This window comes from Pontibacter indicus, assembly GCF_900156345.1.
Classification (GTDB): Bacteria; Bacteroidota; Bacteroidia; order Cytophagales; family Hymenobacteraceae; genus Pontibacter; species Pontibacter indicus.
The window spans coordinates 923,972-946,717 of sequence record NZ_FTPP01000001.1 but is presented as its reverse complement, the minus strand read 5'-3'; the positions used below and the strand labels follow the sequence as shown (position 1 = coordinate 946,717).

The window sequence follows — 22,746 nt, the reverse complement described above, 5'->3', positions numbered from 1 at the left end:
ATACCTGATCCGTCTATGTCCCCTACCCTATCACCTGCTGCTATACCTGACCTGACAAAAATCACCGCGCTGCGCCACCACTTGCATCAACATCCCGAGCTTTCCGGACTCGAATACCAGACAAGCCATACCCTTCAAAATTTTTTGGAGCGTTATCAGCCTGATGAAATTATAAAGGACTTAGGCGGCACTGGCTTCGCGGCCGTCTTCCATGGCAAAGTAACGCATGAGGGGCCCACCGTGCTGTTTCGAGCGGAACTGGATGCGCTTCCGACTCTAGAGCAAAACGAATTGCCTTATACCTCTACTCAGAAAGGTGTCAGCCACAAGTGCGGGCACGACGGACATATGGCGACTCTGACCGGGCTTGCCAGTCTGCTGCAACAGCAGCCACTAACACGTGGTCGTGTTGTGCTGCTTTTCCAGCCGGCAGAGGAAACGGGCGCTGGTGCCTGGGATGTTCTCCATACAACTGCATTTCAGAGAATAGCACCTGACTACGTTTTTGCGCTGCACAACATGCCGGGCCTGCCTATGGGACAAGTGCTGGTGCGCTCCGGCATATTTGCTGCTGCTTCAGTGGGTCTTCAGGTGAAATTGCATGGAAAGGAATCGCATGCGGCTGAGCCGGAGAACGGGCTGAACCCCGGCGAAGGTATGAGCGAACTGATACAGGCGCTTAATGCGCTGGTGCGGGAGCCTCAGCAATTTCAGGATCTGACGCTGCTTACAGTCGTACATGCTCGTCTGGGCGAAGTCGCCTTTGGCACTAACCCAGGTTTTGCAACAGTGATGGCTACCCTTCGGGCTTTTGAGCAGGAAGATTTGGATAAGTTAAAATCGCTTGCCTTAGAAGCAGTTAAGTTGGTTTCGGTCAAGTACGGGTTAAAGTGTGCGGTTATATGGGTGGAAGAATTTCCTGCCACTCGCAATAGTACGGATGCTGTAGAACTGGTGCAAAGCGCAGCACAGTATCTGCGCATGGACGTGAAAGAGGCAGAGCGGCCGGTACGCTGGTCAGAGGACTTCGGCCACTTCACAAACAGGTATAGCGGTGCCCTTTTCGGCCTAGGTTCCGGTATAAACCAACCACAGCTGCATCATGCCGATTATGACTTCCCGGATGAGCTTATACCTGTCGGTGCCACTTTATTTTACCGCATCGCGGAATCTATTTTAACTCCATAATCATTTCATGTTTTATAGTTCCTTTATCGAAATAAGCCGTTCAGCTTTAGCGCATAATGTTAGCTTTATTAAAGCACAACTAAGACCTGGCACCCGTTTCTCATCGGTGATCAAGGGCAATGCGTACGGGCACGGCGTAGAGGAGTTCGGGGAGCTAGCCTATACCTGTGGTGTCGATCATTTCTCGGTTTTCAGCGCCGACGAAGCCTACCGCCTGCATCAGGTGCTGCCACACAAGGCCACCATCCTTATCATGGGTTATATTGATGATGAGGAACTAGCCTGGGCCATCGCCAACGACATTGAGTTTTATGTTTTTTCGATTGACAGGCTTGAAGCAGCAGGTAGAGCAGCACGTCGTTTGCAGAAACCGGCCCGCATTCACCTGGATTTAGAGACAGGGATGAATCGCCTCGGATTGGAAACACGCGAAGTAGAAAGAGCAGCTGATCTGATTCTGAAACAACCTGACGCATTTGAAGTAGTGGGTGTTTCCACGCACTTTGCGGGTGCCGAGAGCAGCGAAAATCATGACCGGGTGACGGCGCAATTGAAGCAATACCATCTGGCCGTGCGCACGCTGAAGCAGAAAGGGCTCCAGATCAAGACGCTACATACGGCATGCTCTGCAGCCGTAATGGCATACCCTGAAACCCACCTGGATATGGTGCGGGTGGGCATCATGCAGTATGGCTTCTGGTCAAGCCCGGAAATCTACCAGCGTTATATGGGTACCAGTACCGATCGCACAGATCCATTGAGGCGGCTGATCAATTGGAAGAGCCATGTGATGAGCCTGAAGCACATACCTGCAGGCGAATTTATAGGGTATGGCAAGAGTTTTCAGGCCAGTAGTGACATGCTGGTCGCCGCTATACCTGTGGGGTATGCCTGGGGGTATAGCCGTAGCCTGAGCAACCAGGGCGAGGTATTGGTCAGGTCCCACAGAGCGCCGGTGGTGGGCATCGTGAACATGAATGTGCTGATGGTAGACGTGACAGGTATACCGGGTGTGACGCTCAAAGACGAAGTGGTGCTACTTGGCAAACAGGGTAACGAACATATCACCGTAGCCTCATTCGCAGAGCTCAGCACACAATTAAACTACGAACTGCTGACCAGGCTCCCGATGAATATTCCCCGCTATATCGTGGACTGATTGCTATACCTGAATCGATCACTCTGCTAGCCTTCTCAATGGAAAGCCACAGTTGTCGCAGTATCTGGCGTCGGAACTGTGCCCTTCTTTGTGGCAATTCGGGCAGACGCGTGACGTAGCATCCAGCTTGTCAGCCCTTGACAACTCCACGGAAACAATGCCGGTGGGCACTGCAATGATGCCATAGCCCATGATCATGAGGCAACTGGCTAATAACTTACCCAAGGGCGTAGCTGGTGTAATGTCGCCAAAACCCACCGTTGTAAGTGTCACGATGGCCCAATAAATGCTCATGGGTATACTCGTAAAGCCACTGGCGCGTCCTTCCACCACATACATTAACGCACCCATTACGACCACCAACATCAGTACCACCCCCAGAAAAACCGAGATTTTAGTCAGGCTGGCACGAAGGGCTTTAGTGAGCACCTGTCCCTCATTCACAAAGTTGGTCAGCCTGAAAATACGGGCTACCCGAAGCAACCGGAACACCCTGATCACCAGCAGGTATTGTGAGCCAATAACAAACAGACTCATGTACGTAGGTATGATGGCCAGGAAGTCGATGATCCCAAAAAAGGAGAAGATATACCGAAGGGGCCTTTCCGAGCTGTAAATGCGGAGAAAATACTCGATCGTAAAAAGGATAGTAAAAGTCCACTCAAGTGCCTGAAACACGTGCAGGTATTCTCTTCGCAAAGAAACAACGCTCTCCAGCGACACCACCACGACACTGGCCACGATCATGATCAGCAGGATGATGTCGAAAGTCCTGCCCGAAGGTGTTTCAGCTTCAAAAATGATGCTGTAGAGCTTGTGTTTCAATGAGTCGTTTCGCTGACTTGCCATACTGCGCTTTAGAGTGAAGATGAAACTCTCACTGAATCACGGCGGAAGCGACTGGCCATGTACTGCTTTATACGTTGCTCGTAATCTTTAATCTTGGCCGGATCCACAAATACAGCCTTCGTGCTTTTGGCCGGATTGGCAGCCTGCGGTTTCTTCCACTCGATCATCACCAGCATGACCGTGTCGAGCGCTGCCTTGTTCTCCGTCACCGACACGATTTCCCCAAGCTCCACCTTGTCTATCTCCGGGAAGATGAGCTTGAGTTCGCGGGTGGCACTGACCGGAGTGAAAGTATTGGCCAGTCGCATCAGGCTGTCGGCCCGTTGGTTTTGCAGTTTCTGGATCTCAATTGTCCTCAGAAAGTCCTGCGTCAGGTTGTTTGTAAGATCAGAAGCCATACGGCGTACGTCCTCTGCCGATACATCGAGCTGCACCAGTTTGACTTTGTGTTGCGGAAGCGAATTGTTGGTCAGCAGTGTGTTGTAGTGTGCCACGAGGGTGTCGTTCACCGGATTTCCTACGCTGTAAATTTTGATTGTGCTGAGCGTGTCCGTATCGATCACTTCCCATTTGATGATCTCGTTGTTCCGGTTTGCGAAATCGCGCACGACCAGGTTTTCGATCTTCTTTTTGGTCTGAACGCCCTGGTAAATGTTGTAGAGAAAATAGGCACTGGGCGATACCACAATGAACAGCATCACTGCCATGATACGGGCCACGCGACGCTCAGTGGCTTTGTCCACGTAGTGCTTGGTGTCGAACTTGAGGTACTTTACGATCAGGAAGGTTGCCAGGCTGATGAAGACGGCGTTGATGAAGAACAGGTAAAAGCCCCCGAAGAAGAAGTCAAAACGGCCCAGCGCCAGCCCGTAGCCTGCTGTACACAGCGGCGGCATCAGGGCGGTGGCAATGGCCACGCCAGGTATAGCGTTCGATTTATCGGACCTCGAAATAGAGACAATGCCTGCCACGCCTCCAAAAAAGGCCACCATCACATCCAGCAAGGTGGGTTTGGTGCGGGCCAGCAGCTCGTTGGTAGGCTCTCCCAGTGGCGTGATCATGAAGTAAAGCGTGCTCACGATGAGGCCGGCGGCAGCGGCAATAGACAGATTCTTGACCGAAGCCGAGAGCATTTCGCGGTCGTTGATGCCAACAGACAGCCCCACCCCGAGTATAGGCGACATAAGCGGTGAGATAAGCATGGCCCCGATTATGACGGCGCCTGAGCCGGTATCCAATCCGATGGAAGCCAGCATGGCCGAGCAGATCAGCATCCAGGTGTTGTTGCCGCGCACCGGAATCTTATCGTAAATTTCGCGGATGGTGCCGGGCTCATCGGTCTCGTGGATGATGTTGAGCACACTGCCCAGGGACCGCTTGATTGTATCAAAAATCATAAACAGGAAATTGCAATTCCTGTAAAAATAACCTTTTCTCGGTTAAGTACCCAACTATGCCTGGAGCTTCGGTAGTGTTTGGTCAAGCCCGCAGGTGTCATTCAGGGAGTCTAGCATTTGGTTAATCTTCTGCCGGTCTCCCTCGTTCTTTACAAAATCATCTGCATCTGCTACGATCAGTTGAGCTTCCTTTGTAATCGAACTTTGCCTGTTGGGATAGGATTTTGCAGCCAGGAACAAATTTTTAACCAGGTTCAGCAGCCGCATCAAAATAACCGGGTCTTCTCTGCCATAGACGCGAATAGGTCCCAAACACAAACTGAGCAGATCCTGATAGCTCACTTCATCCAGACGCAGACGAAGTACATGCTCCTTGTCGTGAAATATTTTCTCATCGGTGAGGGGCATCCGGACAATCAAAAGGTCGGTGAGGTAATCGATTGCTTTTATGGCAGTGCCCGGGTCGTTGATGCTGGGACTAAGCGCCTTCACAGCACTCTCGGTGATCTGCTTAAATCCGTAGAGGTAATTTACATCCGCCAGTTCTTCCTGATAAAAACTCAACTGCGTGTCGAGTTCGTTGCAAAAAGCCTCTTCATCCTTCAACTGGCCGGACACTCTGGCAAATGGCAGTCCTTTTATCACAAAGTGACCGAGTGGCTGCAAAAACTCCAATACCACATCTTGCTCTCTGCAAAGCTCAATCACGGCATTCCTGTCGATTTTTTGCAAATAGCCACTCCTGCTACTGTCAAGTAGCTGCCAGCTACCGGTTTTGAAGATGGCCTGAAGTTCTTTTCCCTCGTCTTGTGCCAGTTCCCTGCGCAGCTTGTCAAGAGTCAGCTTGTAGGTGTCCTCCAGGATGCTGCCAATTTGAATAGCAGTTGAAATGGAATGAATAAAATACACAAAGAAAGCCAGGCAAAGTATGGTGAAGCACATGGCCAGGAACACGGCAAGCCCCGGCAGGTCAGTGTCGTAGTGCTCCGAGCGAACGTTTACCATCACCACCAAGGTATAGATGAGCGTCCCGAGAAATAGACCCAGTACTTTCTGGTTTGACTTAGAAGTGATAAGTCCCGGAATAACCCGGGGAGAGAAGTTGGCACTGGCCTGGTTGAGCACCAGCATCACCATGGTAAAACCGAAGGCGATCAGCGAAAAAATGCCCGTAGCGATAGAGCTCAGGATCATGTTGGCAGTTTCGCCATGGCTGATAATGAAGAAAGGCAGTTCGTCTTCAAGGGATTTACTAATACCCCTGGTTTCGAAATAGATCATCAGTACTGCTATTCCGAAAAAGAGCAAAGAGAGCAAGGTCGGGTAAAAGCCAATGCTGGTATAGATGAACTGCGCAACAAGCTTTAGCCTGCCTATGATCCTCTTCATAAATAATGGCTGGATAGAATTTCTACTTTTTACTACCAGCGACAGGTATAGGTTGTAAAGCAAAAAGCCGGCAGCATTCTACTACCGGCTCTTGCACATAAAAAGGGTTAATTTACTCGAATGCCATTTTGGTGAGGCTGGCTTCCCAGCTCATCATTTTGAGCAGGTATAGCCGAAGCAGCGGGTCTTTGTTCACAGCTTCCTGAATCGCGTCTTTCTTTATCCGGATCAGTTCGGTGTGCTCCAAGGTATAGGCGGTGAAGCTGTAAGTGGCATGCAGCAGGTCGGTGGCGCCAAGCAGAAAATCCGGTGGGGCAACCAACTGCTCGCTTATACCTGTGGTATGGTCTATCAGTGCCACGCGGCCTTTCGTGATCAGATAGAAGCAGGTAACCGCTTCTCCTTGCCTGAAGATGCTATTACCAAACTCCAGGGCTTCCAACTCCCCTGCAATCACCCCCTTGTCTATAAAAGCCCGTAACGCCATACCGCTTTCTCGTTTACACGTTTATAGCTTGCAATTCCATTTGTGCCTTCTTGCTCTTGCAGTTCGCACAACAGCCAGAGCATGGCTTCTTCTTGAACTGTCGGTAGGTCAGCAGCGGAATGCGCGTGTGAAATGCCATGGTCTTCATGTAGTTCGTGCTGAAAAGGCGCTCCAGCAGGTAATTGTCCTGCGTGGCCAGTATCAGCATGTCTGCCGACTCTTCCTCCGAAAACTCGCTGATGCCCTCCAGTACGTCCTCTTCCTCCAGCAACCGGAAAGCAACCTTGCGGCCTTTTAACTGCTTTTCGAGCTCCAGCATGGCTGTTTGATAGGTACACCACTGGGAGCGCTCCTCCTCGCCGTATACCTGCACAAGGGTTAATTTGGCCTTCAGCTGCTGTGCCAGGTCTGCTATGCGGAACAGCACCCGCTGGTCCTGGTCTGTAAAGTCGGTTGCAAAAACCAGGTGCTTCAGTTTTTTATAACGAACCTTGTCAGGCAACACCATCACCGGGCACGGAACGAGGTCCATAATGGTGGCGGCTAGCTCTGCTGCTTCTCCTGTTAACCCATTGTTAGCCCGCGCACCGGCGTCCATCAGCATCAGGTCGATCTGGTAATCCTGCACCACCGCCTGAATACTGTCGCGTATTTGGCCGGGGCGCACCACACAATCGAAGGGCACGGTAACTTTAGAAGTCTTGAGCTCCCGACTGAACACGCGTTCGGTAAAAGATCGAAGCTTCTGGATACAGTTACTTTGCTGGGTGAATGTCATGTCGGCCATTTTGCAGGCATGGAACAGGTATAGCTCCGCACCCAGTGCATGTGCCAGTTTACCGGCATAGTTCAACAGGTCCTCACCTGTCTCGTTCAGTTCCAGCGGAACCAGGATGCGCTTTGTCTGCGATAGCGTTATCATAGTCATTATGGTTAGTGTCGTAAAGGTATAGGAAGGCCCTTTCGGGTGCAGTGAGTTGCATCACCCGAAAAAGTGACTTTTAACAGTATTGCTGTTAGATTTATTTCGGCTTGGAGCAGCAGCTCATTTCGGTGGTGTGCTGCGCCGTCTGCACGACTTTAGGGCTGAGGTAAGGTATACCCAGGCCAAGACCTCGCACGATGAAGAGCACCGCCAGCGCCATGCCCACATACGGTACCGCCCGGTTAAATATGCCCCGCACCTTCAGGCTGATGAGCTTGCCCGATAGCGACACAAGGTACATCAGCGGGAAAGTGCCCAGACCGAAGAGGGCCATGTAGAGCATGGCGCCGCCTATACCTGGCGCACTGATGGCACCGGCCAGGGCGATGTAGACAAATCCGCAGGGAAGTAAACCATTAAGCACACCCACCATGAAAAGTGAGCCCAAAGAGTTTTTCTGAAAGTAATAGCCCAGCTTTTTGCGCACCCAGACCATTACTTTGTCTGTCCCCATCGCATTGGAGGCCCTCCCTTTGAGAGCGGCCGGCAACACGAGCATGAGCAAGATCATCACGCCGGATACAATCGAAACGGTCTGTTGCAAACCTGCCATTTCGAGGGACTGACCGAAGGCGCCTGCGAGCGCGCCCAAGGATGCGTACGTAACGATACGACCACCATTGTACAGGAGCCGGCCGACGTAGTAACGCCAGCCAGAGCTCCCGACAAATGGTAGCGCCATTGCTATAGGGCCGCACATCCCAACACAATGGAAACTGCCTAGTAAGCCAAATAGAAATCCTGCCCAGATCATGGCCTTATTTTATTTGGAATGTTTTCTCTGAATAATATGCTTCGGCCCCGTCACTGAAGTTCACGCGAACTTTCCAAAGTCCTTTCTCCAGGTCGCCCACTTCAATAAGCTGGCTCTTGTCCCGACCAAGCTGTAAAGGCAACTGCTTGTCGAGTTTGTCATCCGACGGACGGAACAGCGTGATAGTGCCGTTCAGCTTTTTGTCTTCGTAAGTGGCCGGTACTTGCAGCAGAATGTTGCCTGCCTCCTGGTTGTACTGCAGCATCACATCGCCCAGCGCCTGAGTGCGGCGCACGCGGTCAATCTGGTCCTGGAAGGCAATTTCCTGGGCGTAGTAGTCTTTGCTCACCAGGTCCACATCCTGGTTCATGGCCTGTACCACAAAGTAAATGATGTACGCCATGAAGGATACCAGCCCGATGACGATGGCATAAGGCCAGAAGGTGAATTTTTTATTTTCAGTTTTCATGATGAATTCGCTTGAATTGATGAGCTGTATTAAAGCTGTTTTTACTTGGCTGGGGCTAAAAACTTGGTGTCCTGAGTGGTAACCAGTTCATCCCCGTGGTACACCCCGATCTCTATTTTGGCGTTCATACCTGTCAGTTGATTTTGCGGAATCTCTGCGAAGAATACGCCATCAGCCTTGCCCTGCGCTGGCAGTACCAGTTCACTACCCACCATCTGGATCTTGCCGTCTTTGTCAAGCAATTTCAGGGTCAGTGGCATCTCATGATTGGTTTTATTTATCACCGAAATGTTGTAAAGGTTTTTCACAGTACCCTGCTCTGTTTTCTGGTATAGCTGGCCCGGTGTGCGCAATATCGTGGCCTGTGCTTCGTCGCGCGTCAGCAACAGGGTTGTCAGCGCGACCATCAGCAGTAACAGCACAGCGCTGTAGCCCATTACACGCGGTGTGAAGAGCTTCCACTGGCGACCTTCGGCAATGGCTTCTTCAGAATCGTAACGGATAAGCCCCTCTGGCTTGTCGATCATGCGCATGATGTCGTTGCAGGCGTCGATGCAGGCGGTACAGTTGATGCACTCGAGCTGCTGCGCTCCGTTGCGGATGTCTATACCTGTCGGGCATACCTGCACGCACTGGTGACAATCGATACAGTCGCCTTCGGTTCGCTCCTGCCCTTTGCGCAACTTGCCGCGCGGCTCTCCCCGTCCGTAGTCATAGGCCACCGTCAGGCTTTTCTTGTCGAGCATCACGCCCTGCAGGCGCCCGTAGGGACAAACAATGGTACATACCTGCTCGCGGAAGTAAGCGAACACCCAGTAGAATACGCCTGTGAAAGCCACCAAAGCACCAAAGCCAGCCATGTGGTTGATCGGGCCTTCCACAATCACTTTCTTCAGTTCGTCTATACCTATCACATAGGCCAGGAACAGGTTGGAGATCAGAAAGGAAATCAGCAGGAAAACAGCGGTCTTGGAGCCTTTCTTCAGGATCTTCTCGGTATTCCAGGGCATTTTGTTCAGCGCCCGCTGTTTGGTGTAGTCACCCTCGATCAGGTACTCGATGCGGCGGAAAACCATTTCGAGGAAGATGGTCTGCGGACAGACCCAGCCACAAAAAAGCCTGCCGTAGATGACCGTGAACAGGATGATGAACACGACCAGCGCCAGGAATGCGAGTACCAGAATGAAGAAGTCCTGCGGCCAGAACAGCACGCCGAAGATCACGAACTTGCGCTCGACCACGTTAAGCATCAGCAGCGGCAGCCCGTTGATTTTGATAAAAGGACCTGCGAACAGGAAAGCCAACAGACCGTAGCTCACCCATTTGCGGTAATCGTAGAGTTTGCCTTTGGGCTTTTTCGGGTAGATCCATACCCGTTTCCCGTGCTCGTCTACTGTCGAGATATGATCGCGAAACTCTTCTCGCGAAGTACCCAGTTTAGTTGCCATGGCAGTTTAATTTGTGCGGATATTAATCCTGCCTGTGAATGAAAAATTAAGCAGCAAAGCCGGATAAGTGCCGTTCTTTACTGCTACAAAATTCAGCATTCGGCCTCTTGAAAAAGATGACCAATATCATTCTTTGGAGTGATTGTCATCAGTAATGGCCTTGATATGATAAAAGGCAGGCACTCCTTTCGGAATACCCGCCTTTCCAATCAAAAAGGGTTGATTTATTCTTTTTCGCCCTGCGCCTCCTTGGCATTTGGCGGGTTGCTACCCTGCAGTGACAGTATGTAGCTGCTCACTTCCAGCATCTGGTCTTTGGTTAGCTTGCCCTGCCAAGGCACCATGCCTTTGCTTGGCACCCCGAACTTCACCGTTTTGAAAATGTCGTTCACGTCGCCACCGTGCAGCCAGTACTCGTCCGTCAGGTTAGGACCCACCGTGCCTTCGCCGGCCTGGCCGTGGCAGGCCGCGCAGTTCTGCAGGTAGATAGCTTTGCCCGACTCCAGGGCTGAAGCATCTGTCAGCACTTCGAAATTGGTAACCGCATTCGGATCTTCCACGTTCTGAGCGGCAATCAGGGCTGCCTGCGCCATTTCCATCTCGTACTCCTCTGTCTGCAGCGCACCGGTTCTGAACACGTGGTAGTGCAGCATGTAGCCCACTGCGAACACGATGGTCACATAGAACATGTACTTCCACCACGGTGGCAGGTCGTTGTCGTACTCCTGTATGCCGTCGAAGTCGTGGTTGGAGTGAATAACGTCTTTTGCCTTACCCGTCATCACGGTGGCATCACCGCTCAGCAACGCATATACGCGGCCAGAGAAAGTGGACTGGAATTCCTCGTCCTTCAGCGAGTCGCCCATCATCGGCACGATCACTCGGAACAGCATCACGAGAACCACCACAATCAGCAGGATGATCAGGCCAACCAGGCCGTAGATGAAATGCACGATGGGCGGCAGGTCCATGAAGGCAACCTCTTGCGGTGTGGCCGCCGGAGTAGCCTCAGCCGTTTCGGTGGCTGCCGGCTCTACTACAACAGCTGGTGCAGCGGCGCTGGCTTCTTTGATGTAGGCGATCACATGGTTAATGTCGTCATCAGTAAGAGAACCTCCAAAGGCCGGCATTGGCATTTTGTTGAACTTCTCGTAAACGGCTACAGCATCTGCATCACCCGACGCGATCAGCTCCTGCGAGTTCTTGATAAACTTGTGCAACCATTCGTCGCCGCGACGCTCGTGCACGTCTTTGAGGGCTGGCCCTACTACATCAGCATCGATGCTGTGGCAGGCGGTACAGTTTCCTTCAAAGATTTTCTTACCCTGCACCGCATCCTGCGCAAATGCCGAGGCACCCGTCATCAGGACAAAGCCGGCCGCCAGGGCCAGTTGTCTCAGTTTTGTCATGGGAGATTTCATTGTCTGTTCCCTCCTATTGTTTGATCTTCGTCTTCGTCGGCACAGGCTAAGCTGCTCATGTTGCTCACATACTCCTTTCTCATCAGGGCCACATAAACCAACAGCCCCAGGAAAAATAGAAAGAAGATGGTGAATGAGATAAGCGGGTATATTTCAATGCCATCTATGGCTTGTAACACGTTCTTGTACATGGCTTTTTATTTTTTCGACACTCGTATCACGTATCAAGACCTGTTTTTTAGTCGAGTGTCGTGATACGTAATACTTGTGTCGTTTTAGTTACTCCTGTGTTTCCTTTACCTTAATATCAGTACCCAGACGCTGCAGGTAGGCGATCATGGCCACGATCTCGCTTTCAGGTCGCACTTCCAGGCCTTCTTTGGCCAGGTCGGCGGTGATTGCTTTTGCCTGCTTCATCAGCTCCTCGTTTGCATTGGCGATGTACTCGTCCTCGTAAGGCACGCCCAGTTGCTTCAGCACTTCGAGTTTCTTCTGTGTGGTGCTTAGGTCCACGTCCTGCTCAAACAACCAAGGGTAAGCTGGCATGATGGAGCCTGGTGACATGGAAGTCGGGTCGAGCATGTGGTGGTAGTGCCAGCTGTGCGGGTACTTGCCGCCTACACGGTGCAAGTCCGGACCGGTACGCTTGGAGCCCCACAGGAAGTTGTGGTCGTACACGAACTCACCCGCTTTGGAGTACTCGCCGTAGCGTTCTGTCTCAGAGCGGAACGGACGAACCATTTGCGTATGGCAGTTCACACAGCCTTCTTTGATGTACAGGTCACGTCCCTGCAGTTCGAGTGAGGTATAAGGCTTCACACTGGCGATGGTCGGCACGTTCGACTTGATCACGAAGGCAGGTATAAATTCTACCAGACCACCAATCAGGATCGCTATGGTTGCCCAAACTGCCATTTGCATTGGGCGTTTCTCAATCCAGCTGTGCCAGTGACCGGCGTTGTGGCTTGCTTCTTTCACAACCGGAGGAGCTACTGCTGCCTCGTTGGCTTCCAAAGCACCAGACTTAGCCGTCTTGTACAGGTTGTAGATCATCAGGAACACACCGCTCAGGTATAGCACACCGCCAATACCGCGCAGGTAGTACATCGGAACAATTTGCAGTACTGTCTCCAGGAAGTTAGAGTACTGAAGCGTTCCTTCTGGGGTGAACTGTTTCCACATCAGGCCTTGTGTGAATCCTGCCCAGTACATAGGTATAGCGTAGAACAGGATACCCAATGTGCCCAGCCAGAAGTGCGCGTTAGCCAGCTTCTTGGAGTGCAGTTGTGTTTTATACAGGCGTGGGAACAACCAGTACAGCATCGCGAAGGTCAGGAAGCCGTTCCAGCCCAGGGCACCTACGTGCACGTGTGCTACGATCCAGTCCGTAAAGTGCGCGATAGCGTTCACGTTCTTCAACGACAGCATTGGGCCTTCGAAAGTAGCCATACCGTAAGCAGTGATCGCTACAACCATGAACTTCAGTACCGGCTCTTCACGCACCTTGTCCCAGGCACCACGCAGCGTCAACAGACCGTTGATCATACCGCCCCAGCTTGGCGCGATCAGCATCACAGAGAAAACAACGCCCAGTGACTGTGCCCAATCAGGCAGTGAGGTATACAGCAAGTGGTGCGGACCAGCCCAAATGTAGATGAAGATCAGCGACCAGAAGTGAATGATGGACAGGCGGTAAGAGTATACCGGACGATTGGCAGCCTTTGGCAGGAAGTAGTACATCAGGCCCAGGAACGGTGTGGTCAGGAAGAACGCTACCGCGTTGTGGCCATACCACCACTGTACCAGCGCATCCTGCACTCCAGCGTAGCCAGAGTAGCTTTTCCAGAACGTAACAGGTATTTCGTAAGAGTTTACAATATGGAGTACCGCTACTGTCAGGAAAGTGGCAATGTAGAACCAGATGGCTACGTACATGTGCTTCTCACGACGCTTGGCGATGGTACCGAACATGTTCCAGCCGAATACCACCCATACCAGCGTGATAGCTATGTCGATAGGCCACTCCAATTCGGCGTATTCTTTAGATGTTGTAATACCCAATGGAAGCGTGATTAGCGCCGCCACAATGATCAGCTGCCAGCCCCAGAAGTTGAGTTTGCTCAGCAGGTCACTGTACATGCGCGACTTACAAAGGCGCTGCAGCGAGTAGTACACACCCATGAAGATGGCATTACCCACGAAGGCAAAGATCACGGCATTGGTGTGCAGCGGCCTGATACGGCCAAAAGTGGTGTACTGGTTGCCCAGGTTCATGTCGGGGTTTGCGAGCTGGAAAGCGATCAGCGTACCGATGATCATGCCGGCAACGCCCCAAAATACGGTGGCAATGCCGAAGTCGCGAACGATCTTGTTGTCGTAGAAAAAGGATTCGATGCCCCCAGAATCCTGACCTACCCGTTTCGGGCTCGGCTCTAAGACAGTTCCTGCATTAGTTGACATGTGCGGTGTCCTCCATTGGTTAAGGTGTGTTGTGAAATACTGTTTGTTTGCTCTAAAATCATGTGCAAAATTGAGAAATCGGCCTATCTCAAAAGATGACCAATGTCATTCTTCCAGGTGATTGTCATCAGTAATGAGCACGCCCAATTACTGCTTCTGGCTAGTTTTTTCGGTTTTTGGCCCGCTGCCTGCTTCGTTTTCGAAAAGCATGCGCACGGCCGGCGTATAATCGTCGTCGTACTGCCCGGAGCGAACGGCCCACAGAAAGGCCCCCAGAAAAGCGGCTGCCACCAGCACGCTTATGGCGATCAAAATGAATATGATATACATGGGTGTTGGATTTAGTGAGTTAGCGATTGAGTGGTTGAGTTAATGATTAATGATTAATAGGTAATGATTAATGGGTGGTGATATGACCAACTAGACTGAGTCCTAACTCAATGCTTTAGCCCGAAATACACTTACCACTCACCTCATTTTTATACATTATTCATTAATCGTCACTCATTAGTCATTATTTACAAACCTGCTTTTTTGGCGGCGTACTTCACGGAAAGTGTGGCGAAGGTCATCACACTGAGCGTGCTGATCGGCATGAGGATGGCAGATACAATCGGCGTAAATAGTCCCATCACAGCTACCGTCAGCCCGACCACGTTGTAGACCAGCGACACGGCGAAGGTGAGCAGGATCAGTTTCATGGTCTTTTTCGAGAAGTTCAGGAAAGTACTCAGCTTGTCGAAGGACTCGGCATCCAGGATGGCGTCGCAGGACGGTGAGAAGTTGGTCACGCTGTTACTCAGGGCTATACCTGCGTCACTCTGCTTCAAGGCACCGGCATCGTTGAGGCCGTCCCCTACCATCAGCACCTTGCGGTTACCGTGCTCCTTCAGTTGTTGGATGTATTCCAGCTTCTGCACCGGCGACTGATTGAAGTTCAGTTCGGCTTCTTCGCCCAGTAGCTCACGCAAGCGGGCCGCCTCGTGGTCATTGTCACCCGACAACACGGCTATTTTCTTGTCGCTTATACCTGAGAGCACATCCTTCAGGCCATCGCGGTACACGTTGTAGAAGGTATAGTAACCCAACACCACCCCGTCGATGGAAACATAAACGGTAGTTTTGAGTGTGTCTTTTTGCTTATCAGTCGGAACGCCCAGGTATGAGGCAGAACCGATACGAACCAGTTTGCCGTTCACTTCACCTGCCAGACCCTTTCCAGTAAACTCCTGAAACTTTGAAACCGGAGCGGAATTGCCCTTCATTGTCTCGCTGATGCGTTGGCTAAGCGGGTGCGTGGAGTGACGGAGGACTGAAAGTATCGCTTGCTTCTGCTCCGCTGAAAGCACTTTGCCTGTGTAGGTTACTTCCGCTTCACTCGGTTCTGTCAGCGTACCGGTTTTGTCGAACACCACGGTGTCGATCTTGGCAAGTCGCTCTACTACACCGGTGTTTTTGAGGTAAAACTTATTGCGTCCGAACACACGCATGGTATGTCCGTGCACAAAAGGCGTTGCCAGTGACAGGGCACAAGGACAAGCAATGATGAGCACTGAGGTAAAGGCCTTCATGGCAATGTCCATGTCGCGGGGCACCCAGTAAATGAGCGCTCCGGCGGCCACCAGCAGCGTCACGATGATGAACCACTTGCCTGCGATGTTGGAGTAGGTATGCAGGTACTGCTCTTCGTTTTTGGAGAAAACGGTATCGTTCCAAAGCTGCGTCAGGTAGCCCTGCGACACCTCTTTCACTACTTCCATTTCGATGCTCTCGCCTACCTGACGGCCACCGGCGTAAATCACTTCGCCCATCACCTTTTCTACCGGTTCAGACTCACCGGATACAAAGCTGTAATCGATCATGGCGCGGCCGCGCAGCAGAATGGCGTCGGCAGGTATAAGCTCCTGGTTCCGAATACGGATGCGGTCTCCTACCTGAAGGTTTCGTACCGCTGTTGAGCTTTCCTCACCGTTCTCTTTCAACACAGTGATAGAAACCGGGAAGTAGGCGGTATAGTCGCGGTCGAAAGACAGAGAGTCGTAGGTGCGCTGCTGAAAGTACTTGCCGATCAGCATGAAGAACACCAGGCCTGTGAATGAATCGAGGTAGCCGGGCCCGCGGCCGGTGAGGATGTCAAACAACGACACAAAGAAGAGCGCCAGCAGACCCGTGGAGATCGGCAGGTCGATATTGACCATGCGCTGCTTGATGCCTTCCCAGGCCGATGTAAAGAAACCACGGGCGCTGTAGAAGAACACAGGTATAGACAGCAGGATACTCAGGTAGCCGAAGAAGGATCCGAAGCTATGCTGCAGCCCCTGAGTGAAGTCCAGGTAATCTGGGAAGGCCAGCAGCATGACGTTACCAAACGCAAAGCCCGCTATACCTAGCTTATAAATGATGGTGCGACTTTTCTTGGTCGTTTTCTTGCCGTCGGTATCAGCCAGCGTAATAGCAGGCTCATAACCGATGCGGGTCAACAGCTCCACCACTTCACGCAGCGAGGTTTTCTCGTGCAGGTAGGTGAGCGCCACTTCTTTGCGCATGAAGTTCACCGTAGTCTCGGCTATACCTGGGTTCAGCTTAAAGAGGTTTTCCAACAGCCAGATACAGGAACTGCAGTGCATCTGTGGAATGTAGAAGGTCAGTTTACAGATCTTGTCGCTGCGGAAGTTGATGAGCTGCGCCTCTACCCCCGGATCGTCGAGGTAAGCAAAACGAGCCTCTGAAACAGGCTTCTTGCCAGACAGGCCCGGGCTCTCTTCCAGGTTATAATAGGTACAGAGGTTGTTCTCTTCTAAAAGTTCATAAACGGCTTTACACCCATCGCAGCAGAAAGCTTTTTCATGCGCTACAATGGGCTCGTCACCGCAGGAATCCCCGCAGTGGTAGCAGTTCTGAATATTGGTTTGGAGTGCGGCTTCCATCACAATTATCCTTTATTAATGTCTGAGACAAAGGTAATTGGATGCAAAAGCCTAAAAGATGATGCATGTCACTTTCTGAACTGATATACCTCAGTGCATAGTCCGGGCGGATGGCCGACCTTTGTAACATCAACAATGACAAATAAGGCAAGCAGCCAAGTACTGCAAACCCTTCAAGATATTGTTTTGTGATTAAAGTTTAGTGTTTAGTATAAGGTGATTTAGCTTAGAGGAGAGACTGAGCTACAATAACGGCAGGCGTTTTACGGTTGCCGTTTTTTATTGCCCATACTTTATGCCTTATACCTACTAGCGCCGGTTGGCTTAGTCGTACATGTGGCTGATCTTGTATAGCCGCTCGTGGTCCAGGATGGTAATGGAGCTGCCTTTGGCTGTAATCAGCCCTTCTTCCTTGAATTCCGAAAGCAGACGAATGGTGGTTTCCTTGGCGGTGCCAACGATGGAGGCCAGGTCTTCGCGGGAAATGGAGATGGTGAACTGGTCGCCCTCTTCGCGCTCCTGGTAGGTTTTCTGAAGCAGCAGCAGGGCCTCGGCCAGACGTTCGCGCACCGGCTTGTAGGCCATCTGCACCATGCGCTCCTCCGCCTCTCCCAAAGCGTTCGAAATTAGTTTCATCAAACCACCCGCAAACTCCACGTTCTGGCTGATCAGCTCCAGGAACTGCGAACGGGGAATGAAACAGATCACGGCATCTTCGAGCGCAACAGCCGAGGCTGAGTAATTGGAGTCGGCCATCAGAGCACGGTATCCGATCAGGTCGCCGGGTTTTGCAAGGCGCACAATCTGCTCTTTGCCGTCACTGCCAAGCTTGGCTATTTTGATCTTGCCGGTGTTAATGCAGTAAAGGCCCGTCGGTTTGCCTCCCTCATGAAAGATCAGCTGCCCTTTTTTGTAAGCGAAACACGATTTTGTTTCAGAAACGTGCGCCAGCTCAGACGCCCGGCAGCAGCTCAGCAGGGAGTGTGCTCGGCTCGAACAGTTCAGACAGTCGGGGTTGGTGAATTTCATAAGCAATCAGGATACTGCAAAAGTATGCAATCCCGCTAACATCGTATGCCTTCTAACATGGAAATTTTGCATTTCGTTCGCAGGCTATACCTGCTAAGTGGTTAAAGATCAAAAAGAAAGCCCCTGCTTTTGTGCAAAGGCTTTCCAGAGTGCTGTACCCGGAAACGGGTTTATTCTTTGACGATCAGCTTTCCTTTCATGAGCGGTGTTTCGCTTGGGTAGGTGTTCACAAACTCAAACACGCCGGCTGAGTCGGGTGCAGTAAACTCCATCTTGACGGATTGGCCGGGCAAGGCAAGTGGTGTGGCAGCTAGCAACAATGAGCTATCAGGCAAGTAGTTGCCCGATGCGCCGGCTTTTCCTCCCTTCTGAGCAGCCTGGGCTGAGTAGCCTTCCCTGGTAAACACCAGGTTATAGATCATTTTGGGGTCTTTGCCTTCGTTCGTGAAAGTCAGTTTCACGAGCGTACCTACTTTCACTTGGATGGTGTCCTGGTCGTAGGTCATACTTTCCAGTGTCTCACCTCCCACTGCCCGAATATTTACTTCGGCAACCTCTTGCAGGGTTGTGTCCGGCTCCTGCTGGCGTTGCGTCAGCGGCTCGTCCGTTATTTTTTCTGGCCTGTCACTTGTCTCTCGTTCTCCCCCGCAGGAGACAAAAAACATGAGTGCAGCAAGCAGGCCTGCTATACCTAGCTGTTTCATAGCGCGCATGTTAAGGGTTATTACCTATACCTACGGTTTAGCTGAAAAGCTCCTGCTCCAGTCGCTTGTCGTGTCCGTAGATGTCGTCGCGGAAATGCACGTTTCCGTCCTCATCCACCCAACTGGTGAAGTACACCAGGTATACCTGCACTTTTTTCGGCAGCGTGATCCATACCTCCTCACCTCCATTGATGGTTTCCTCGATACGGCTTTCGTTCCACTCCGGCATGTCCTTCAGGACGTACTTCGCCAGGTCCATAGGGCGCTCCAGTCTGACGCAGCCATGGCTGAAACCGCGCTGGGTCTGGCTGAATAAGGAACCTGTTGGTGTGTCGTGCAGGTATACGGCGTGCTCGTTCGGGAACAGGAACTTCATGGTTCCGAGCGAGTTCTTAGGACCTGGACGCTGGCGTACCATATAGGGGAAATTCTTTTCTGTGACAGAGGACCAGTCAATGGAACCCGGATCAACTTGCTTCGGGTTGCGCTCTTTGGTCACCACTTCCATGTTCTGTCTGTCCAGGTAACCGGGTTCGCGCATTATACCAGGCGCAATCTCTTTCTCTACAATACTGTTCGGCACGTTCCAATAAGGAGCCAGTACCACGTATTCCATTCTGTCACTAAAAATTGGCGTGGAGTGCATGGTTTTGCCTACGATCACGTTCATCTCCATGGTCTTTTTGTATTCGCGCTCTGCTTCCGGGCTGTTACTCGGGTCTTCGTACACGTAGAGTTTGTACTCCGGAATGTTCACCCAGATGTATTTCTGGTCCAGGCTCTTCGGTACGAGGCGTTTAGGAATCCAGCGCCAGCGCTCCATGTTCATCATGATCTGCTGGATTCGGTCCTCTACCGGCACATTCATCGTACGCAGCGTATTGCCGCCCACCTTGCCATCTGGCACAATGCCGTGCAGTTCCTGGAAAGCTTTCACCTGCGCTTCCAGCTTATCGTCGAACTTGCGCATGGCCGGGTCTTTGGCGTTAATCTGCGTGCCCAGGTTCAGGCGCTGACGCAGCGACACGACAGCGGCGGCTGTATCCCCTTTCACCAGCATTTTCCGGTTGCCAAGCTCCACTTTGGCCCAGCCTCCTTTTTCCTCCAGTTCGCGGTATTTCTGCAAGGCGTCGCGTAGATCGGAATAGCCTTTGTGCAGCGCCTCAAACTCATAGTATGGATAAGTGCTTTCGCGCTCCCGCAAAATGGTCTGCAGCGCCTTGTGCAGTTTTATTTTGTTGTTGCGCACACCCCACTGCACCTGTTTCACATTGCGGGGGTCGATGCGGCCCCTGTAAAAGTCAGAGGCATAGTTAAAGTACGTGGCCGTCAGGGCAATGTCAATCTGCTGCTGCAGCTCCAGTCGGGCGGAGTCTTTGCGCCCTAATTCGTTGTATTGGCTGATCATTTCGTCAATGGCCACCACTTTATACTCTTTGGGGTCCAGGCCTTCCTGAGAGGCGTTGTCGAGGGTGCTCAGTAGTTTTTCCGACTCCGCTACCAGGTCTGATCCCTTGAACCAGCCCAGGCGATAGTCGCGGTCGCCGTAAAAGAGGTAGATGAGGTCTTCGTGCTCTTTAAACTGCTTATGCTGGCTGATGTAGTCCCGGATGTAGAGACTGTCGGTTTCGGTGGCGGCCACGGTGTTGAGGCCCAGCATTTCCTTCACGCCGCCGTTTTCTTTTTTGCTGTCGCCGCTTTTGTTGCAGGAGGCAAGTCCGAACAGACATAAGAGGGCTATCCCGATTGGTTTAAATTTCTGTAGGTTGTAAGGGTTCATGTTGGTCGGTTTAATGGCATTAGCGAGCTTTTGGTATAATGCGGGTGAAAACCCTCGCTTAAAATTGTGCTATTTGTCTGCTCTAATGCCTTTTTATGTTGATTTTGCTTTATGTACTTTAAACAGGTATAAAATGTTCTATATATGCGCATACAGGCTTATCGGCAGTTGGGCTAAGAACTAGATCCGGAGCCCTGATTCAGGTATAGCTTATACAGAAAACCCTATAACATCATACGTACTTCGCTCCTCTGACGATGTGATTGAGGAGGATGCTTTCTAGTTCCTGTCAAAAAATGTATCTTTCCACCCTACAACCAAAGTATACAATGACTCCATACCGTAAATTTTTACTTGGACTGGGTTTGGCCAGCAGCTTACAACTAGGCGCCTGCTCCACCCAAACTACTACCACAGAAGAAACTATGACAGCAGAACAGCAAGGCATGGCCCAGACACCGACTGACGTGCACAGTTTTGCCAGGCCCGCTGAGGCCGTGGCTCGCCACCTGGACCTGGACATTGCCGTGAATTTTGATAAGAAGGAAATCTCCGGCAAAGCATCTTACCAGATCGAAAACCTGGCGAAAGGCAACGAGATCGTTTTCGATACACGCGGACTCGAAATTGAGCAGGTATACCTGGGCAAAGAGCAGACGCCGACCACCTTCAAGCTCGGCGATGAAAAAGAATTCTTGGGGCGTCCGCTGATTGTGGCCATACAGCCGGAGACGGACTATGTAACCATCCAGTACCGCACCACCGCCAATGCGGACGCGCTGCAGTGGCTCAATCCGCAGCAGACGGCCGGCAAGAAGCACCCTTTCCTGTTCACGCAGTCGCAGGCCATTTTGGCCCGCACCTGGATTCCGATTCAGGACAGCCCAGGTATACGCATTACGTACAATGCCAGTGTGCAGGTGCCTAAGGAACTGATGGCCGTGATGAGCGCCGATAACCCACAGCAGAAGAACGAAAGCGGCCGCTATACCTTCGAGATGCGCCAGGCAATCCCTTCTTACCTGATGGCCCTTTCGGTAGGTGACATGGTTTTCAAACCCATTGGGAAGCAGACTGGTATTTATGCTGAGCCTGCCACCATCGATGCCGCCGTGTACGAGTTCGCCGAAATGGACAAGATGCTGGTAGCCGCCGAAAAACTGTATGGAAAGTACCGCTGGGATCGCTACGATTTGCTCGTGTTGCCTCCTTCCTTCCCCTTCGGCGGTATGGAAAACCCGCGCCTGACTTTTGTGACGCCGACCGTGCTGGCCAAAGACCGCTCCCTCACCAGCCTGATTGCGCACGAGCTGGCGCATAGCTGGAGCGGTAACCTGGTAACCAATGGTACCTGGGACGATTTCTGGCTGAACGAGGGCTTTACCGTGTACTTCGAACGCCGCATCATGGAGGAGATTTATGGTAAGGATTACGCCGATATGCTGAACGTACTGGGTTACCAGGATCTGCAGAATACCTTGCAGGAGCTGGGGCCAAACAGCGACGACACCCGCCTAAAACTTGATCTGGAAGGCCGTGATCCGGACGAAGGCCTGACCGACATCGCATATGAGAAAGGCAACTTCTTCCTACAGAACATGGAACGTGTGGTGGGTCGCGAGCGTTTCGATCAGTTCCTGAACAAGTACTTCCAGACTTTCGCTTTCCAAAGCACGAACACAAATCTTTTCCTGGATTTTCTGCGCAAAGAACTGATTCAGGGCGACGAGAAGATAGCCGAGCAGATCAATATTGAAGGCTGGGTGTATACGCCGGGTCTGCCGGAAGACCATGTGAAGCCAACTTCTAAGCGATTTGCTCAGGTAGAAGAATCCTTCAAGGCCTGGCAGGGCGGTAAGCCGGCTGCTCAGCTGCAGACCAAAGACTGGTCTAGTCACGAGTGGCTGCACTTTATCCGTATGCTGCCTCAGCAGATGACGCAGCAGCAGATGGCGGATCTGGACAAGGCCTTCGGCTTTACCAATTCGGGCAACTCCGAGGTGCTGGCCGCATGGTTCATCCACACCATCCGCAATAACTACGCGGCTGCCGACAAAGCGCTCGACAACTTCCTGACCAATGTAGGACGCCGCAAATTCCTGGTGCCAATCTATAAGGAGTTGGCCGCAACGCCGGCAGGCAAGAAAAAAGCCCAGGAAATCTATAGCAGGGCCAAGCCGAATTACCACGCCGTGTCCACCAACACATTGGATGCCATGCTGAAATAGGTATAGCCAACCAGACATAAAAAAGCCCTGCAGCGATGCGGGGCTTTTTTTGATGCAAACAGGTATAAACGA

The 22,746-nt window shown here is 51.7% G+C and carries 19 protein-coding genes; 3 read left to right on the top strand and 16 right to left on the bottom strand.

The window, feature by feature from the left end; all coding sequences use genetic code 11:
• Positions 1 to 15 precede the first annotated feature (15 nt).
• Together B0B12_RS04075 and alr are read left to right on the top strand one after the other, a co-directional pair.
• Positions 16 to 1,188, top strand: a complete 1,173-nt coding sequence (locus B0B12_RS04075; RefSeq protein WP_076666193.1) for an amidohydrolase — start codon at positions 16 to 18, stop codon at positions 1,186 to 1,188.
• 7 nt (positions 1,189 to 1,195) lie between these two features.
• The gene (alr, locus tag B0B12_RS04070) at positions 1,196 to 2,347 is read left to right on the top strand and encodes an alanine racemase (protein WP_076666192.1); all 1,152 of its coding nucleotides are present in this window, start codon (positions 1,196 to 1,198) and stop codon (positions 2,345 to 2,347) included.
• Between the two features lie 18 nt (positions 2,348 to 2,365).
• Here alr and B0B12_RS04065 read toward each other — a convergent pair whose 3' ends face one another.
• The 16 genes from B0B12_RS04065 to B0B12_RS03990 form a co-directional block, all read right to left on the bottom strand.
• A complete protein-coding gene (locus tag B0B12_RS04065) occupies positions 2,366 to 3,196 on the bottom strand; it encodes an ion transporter (protein ID WP_076666191.1) in 831 nt (276 codons plus the stop codon).
• Positions 3,197 to 3,204: 8 nt separating this feature from the next.
• Positions 3,205 to 4,593, bottom strand: coding sequence for a TIGR00341 family protein (locus B0B12_RS04060; RefSeq protein ID WP_076666190.1), 1,389 nt, complete (start codon positions 4,591 to 4,593; stop codon positions 3,205 to 3,207).
• A gap of 54 nt (positions 4,594 to 4,647) precedes the next feature.
• Positions 4,648 to 5,982: a DUF2254 domain-containing protein gene (locus B0B12_RS04055; RefSeq protein WP_076666189.1), complete on the bottom strand. Its 1,335-nt coding sequence runs from the start codon at positions 5,980 to 5,982 to the stop codon at positions 4,648 to 4,650.
• Positions 5,983 to 6,094: 112 nt separating this feature from the next.
• Entirely contained in the window at positions 6,095 to 6,469 is a 375-nt protein-coding gene (locus B0B12_RS04050; protein ID WP_076666188.1) for a Crp/Fnr family transcriptional regulator, read from the bottom strand.
• Positions 6,470 to 6,482: 13 nt separating this feature from the next.
• Positions 6,483 to 7,391, bottom strand: a complete 909-nt coding sequence (locus B0B12_RS04045) for a universal stress protein (RefSeq protein WP_076666187.1) — start codon at positions 7,389 to 7,391, stop codon at positions 6,483 to 6,485.
• A gap of 100 nt (positions 7,392 to 7,491) precedes the next feature.
• Positions 7,492 to 8,208 (bottom strand): sulfite exporter TauE/SafE family protein, encoded by a 717-nt coding sequence (locus tag B0B12_RS04040; protein WP_076666186.1) that lies wholly within the window; start codon positions 8,206 to 8,208, stop codon positions 7,492 to 7,494.
• A 4-nt stretch (positions 8,209 to 8,212) separates the two neighbouring features.
• Positions 8,213 to 8,677, bottom strand: a complete 465-nt coding sequence (locus B0B12_RS04035; protein WP_076666185.1) for a FixH family protein — start codon at positions 8,675 to 8,677, stop codon at positions 8,213 to 8,215.
• A 41-nt stretch (positions 8,678 to 8,718) separates the two neighbouring features.
• A complete protein-coding gene (gene ccoG / locus B0B12_RS04030) occupies positions 8,719 to 10,125 on the bottom strand; it encodes a cytochrome c oxidase accessory protein CcoG (protein ID WP_076666184.1) in 1,407 nt (468 codons plus the stop codon).
• 224 nt (positions 10,126 to 10,349) lie between these two features.
• Positions 10,350 to 11,534, bottom strand: a complete 1,185-nt coding sequence (locus B0B12_RS04025) for a c-type cytochrome (RefSeq protein WP_244554587.1) — start codon at positions 11,532 to 11,534, stop codon at positions 10,350 to 10,352.
• Between the two features lie 8 nt (positions 11,535 to 11,542).
• A complete protein-coding gene (locus tag B0B12_RS04020; protein ID WP_076666182.1) occupies positions 11,543 to 11,737 on the bottom strand; it encodes a hypothetical protein in 195 nt (64 codons plus the stop codon).
• Between the two features lie 88 nt (positions 11,738 to 11,825).
• Complete coding sequence (gene ccoN / locus B0B12_RS04015; protein ID WP_083704071.1) at positions 11,826 to 14,006, bottom strand: cytochrome-c oxidase, cbb3-type subunit I; 2,181 nt, start codon at positions 14,004 to 14,006, stop codon at positions 11,826 to 11,828.
• A gap of 147 nt (positions 14,007 to 14,153) precedes the next feature.
• Positions 14,154 to 14,336: a cbb3-type cytochrome oxidase assembly protein CcoS gene (gene ccoS, locus B0B12_RS04010; protein WP_076666181.1), complete on the bottom strand. Its 183-nt coding sequence runs from the start codon at positions 14,334 to 14,336 to the stop codon at positions 14,154 to 14,156.
• A 188-nt stretch (positions 14,337 to 14,524) separates the two neighbouring features.
• On the bottom strand, positions 14,525 to 16,933 hold the full coding sequence (locus B0B12_RS04005) for a heavy metal translocating P-type ATPase (RefSeq protein ID WP_076666180.1): 2,409 nt from the start codon (positions 16,931 to 16,933) through the stop codon (positions 14,525 to 14,527).
• Positions 16,934 to 17,257: 324 nt separating this feature from the next.
• The gene (locus B0B12_RS04000; RefSeq protein ID WP_076666179.1) at positions 17,258 to 17,962 is read right to left on the bottom strand and encodes a Crp/Fnr family transcriptional regulator; all 705 of its coding nucleotides are present in this window, start codon (positions 17,960 to 17,962) and stop codon (positions 17,258 to 17,260) included.
• Positions 17,963 to 18,132: 170 nt separating this feature from the next.
• Positions 18,133 to 18,675, bottom strand: coding sequence for a plastocyanin/azurin family copper-binding protein (locus B0B12_RS03995; protein WP_244554586.1), 543 nt, complete (start codon positions 18,673 to 18,675; stop codon positions 18,133 to 18,135).
• A gap of 28 nt (positions 18,676 to 18,703) precedes the next feature.
• On the bottom strand, positions 18,704 to 20,446 hold the full coding sequence (locus tag B0B12_RS03990; protein WP_076666177.1) for a L,D-transpeptidase family protein: 1,743 nt from the start codon (positions 20,444 to 20,446) through the stop codon (positions 18,704 to 18,706).
• A gap of 425 nt (positions 20,447 to 20,871) precedes the next feature.
• Between B0B12_RS03990 and B0B12_RS03985 the strand changes: the two genes are divergently transcribed.
• A complete protein-coding gene (locus tag B0B12_RS03985; protein WP_076666176.1) occupies positions 20,872 to 22,674 on the top strand; it encodes a M1 family metallopeptidase in 1,803 nt (600 codons plus the stop codon).
• The last annotated feature ends 72 nt before the right edge of the window (positions 22,675 to 22,746 follow it).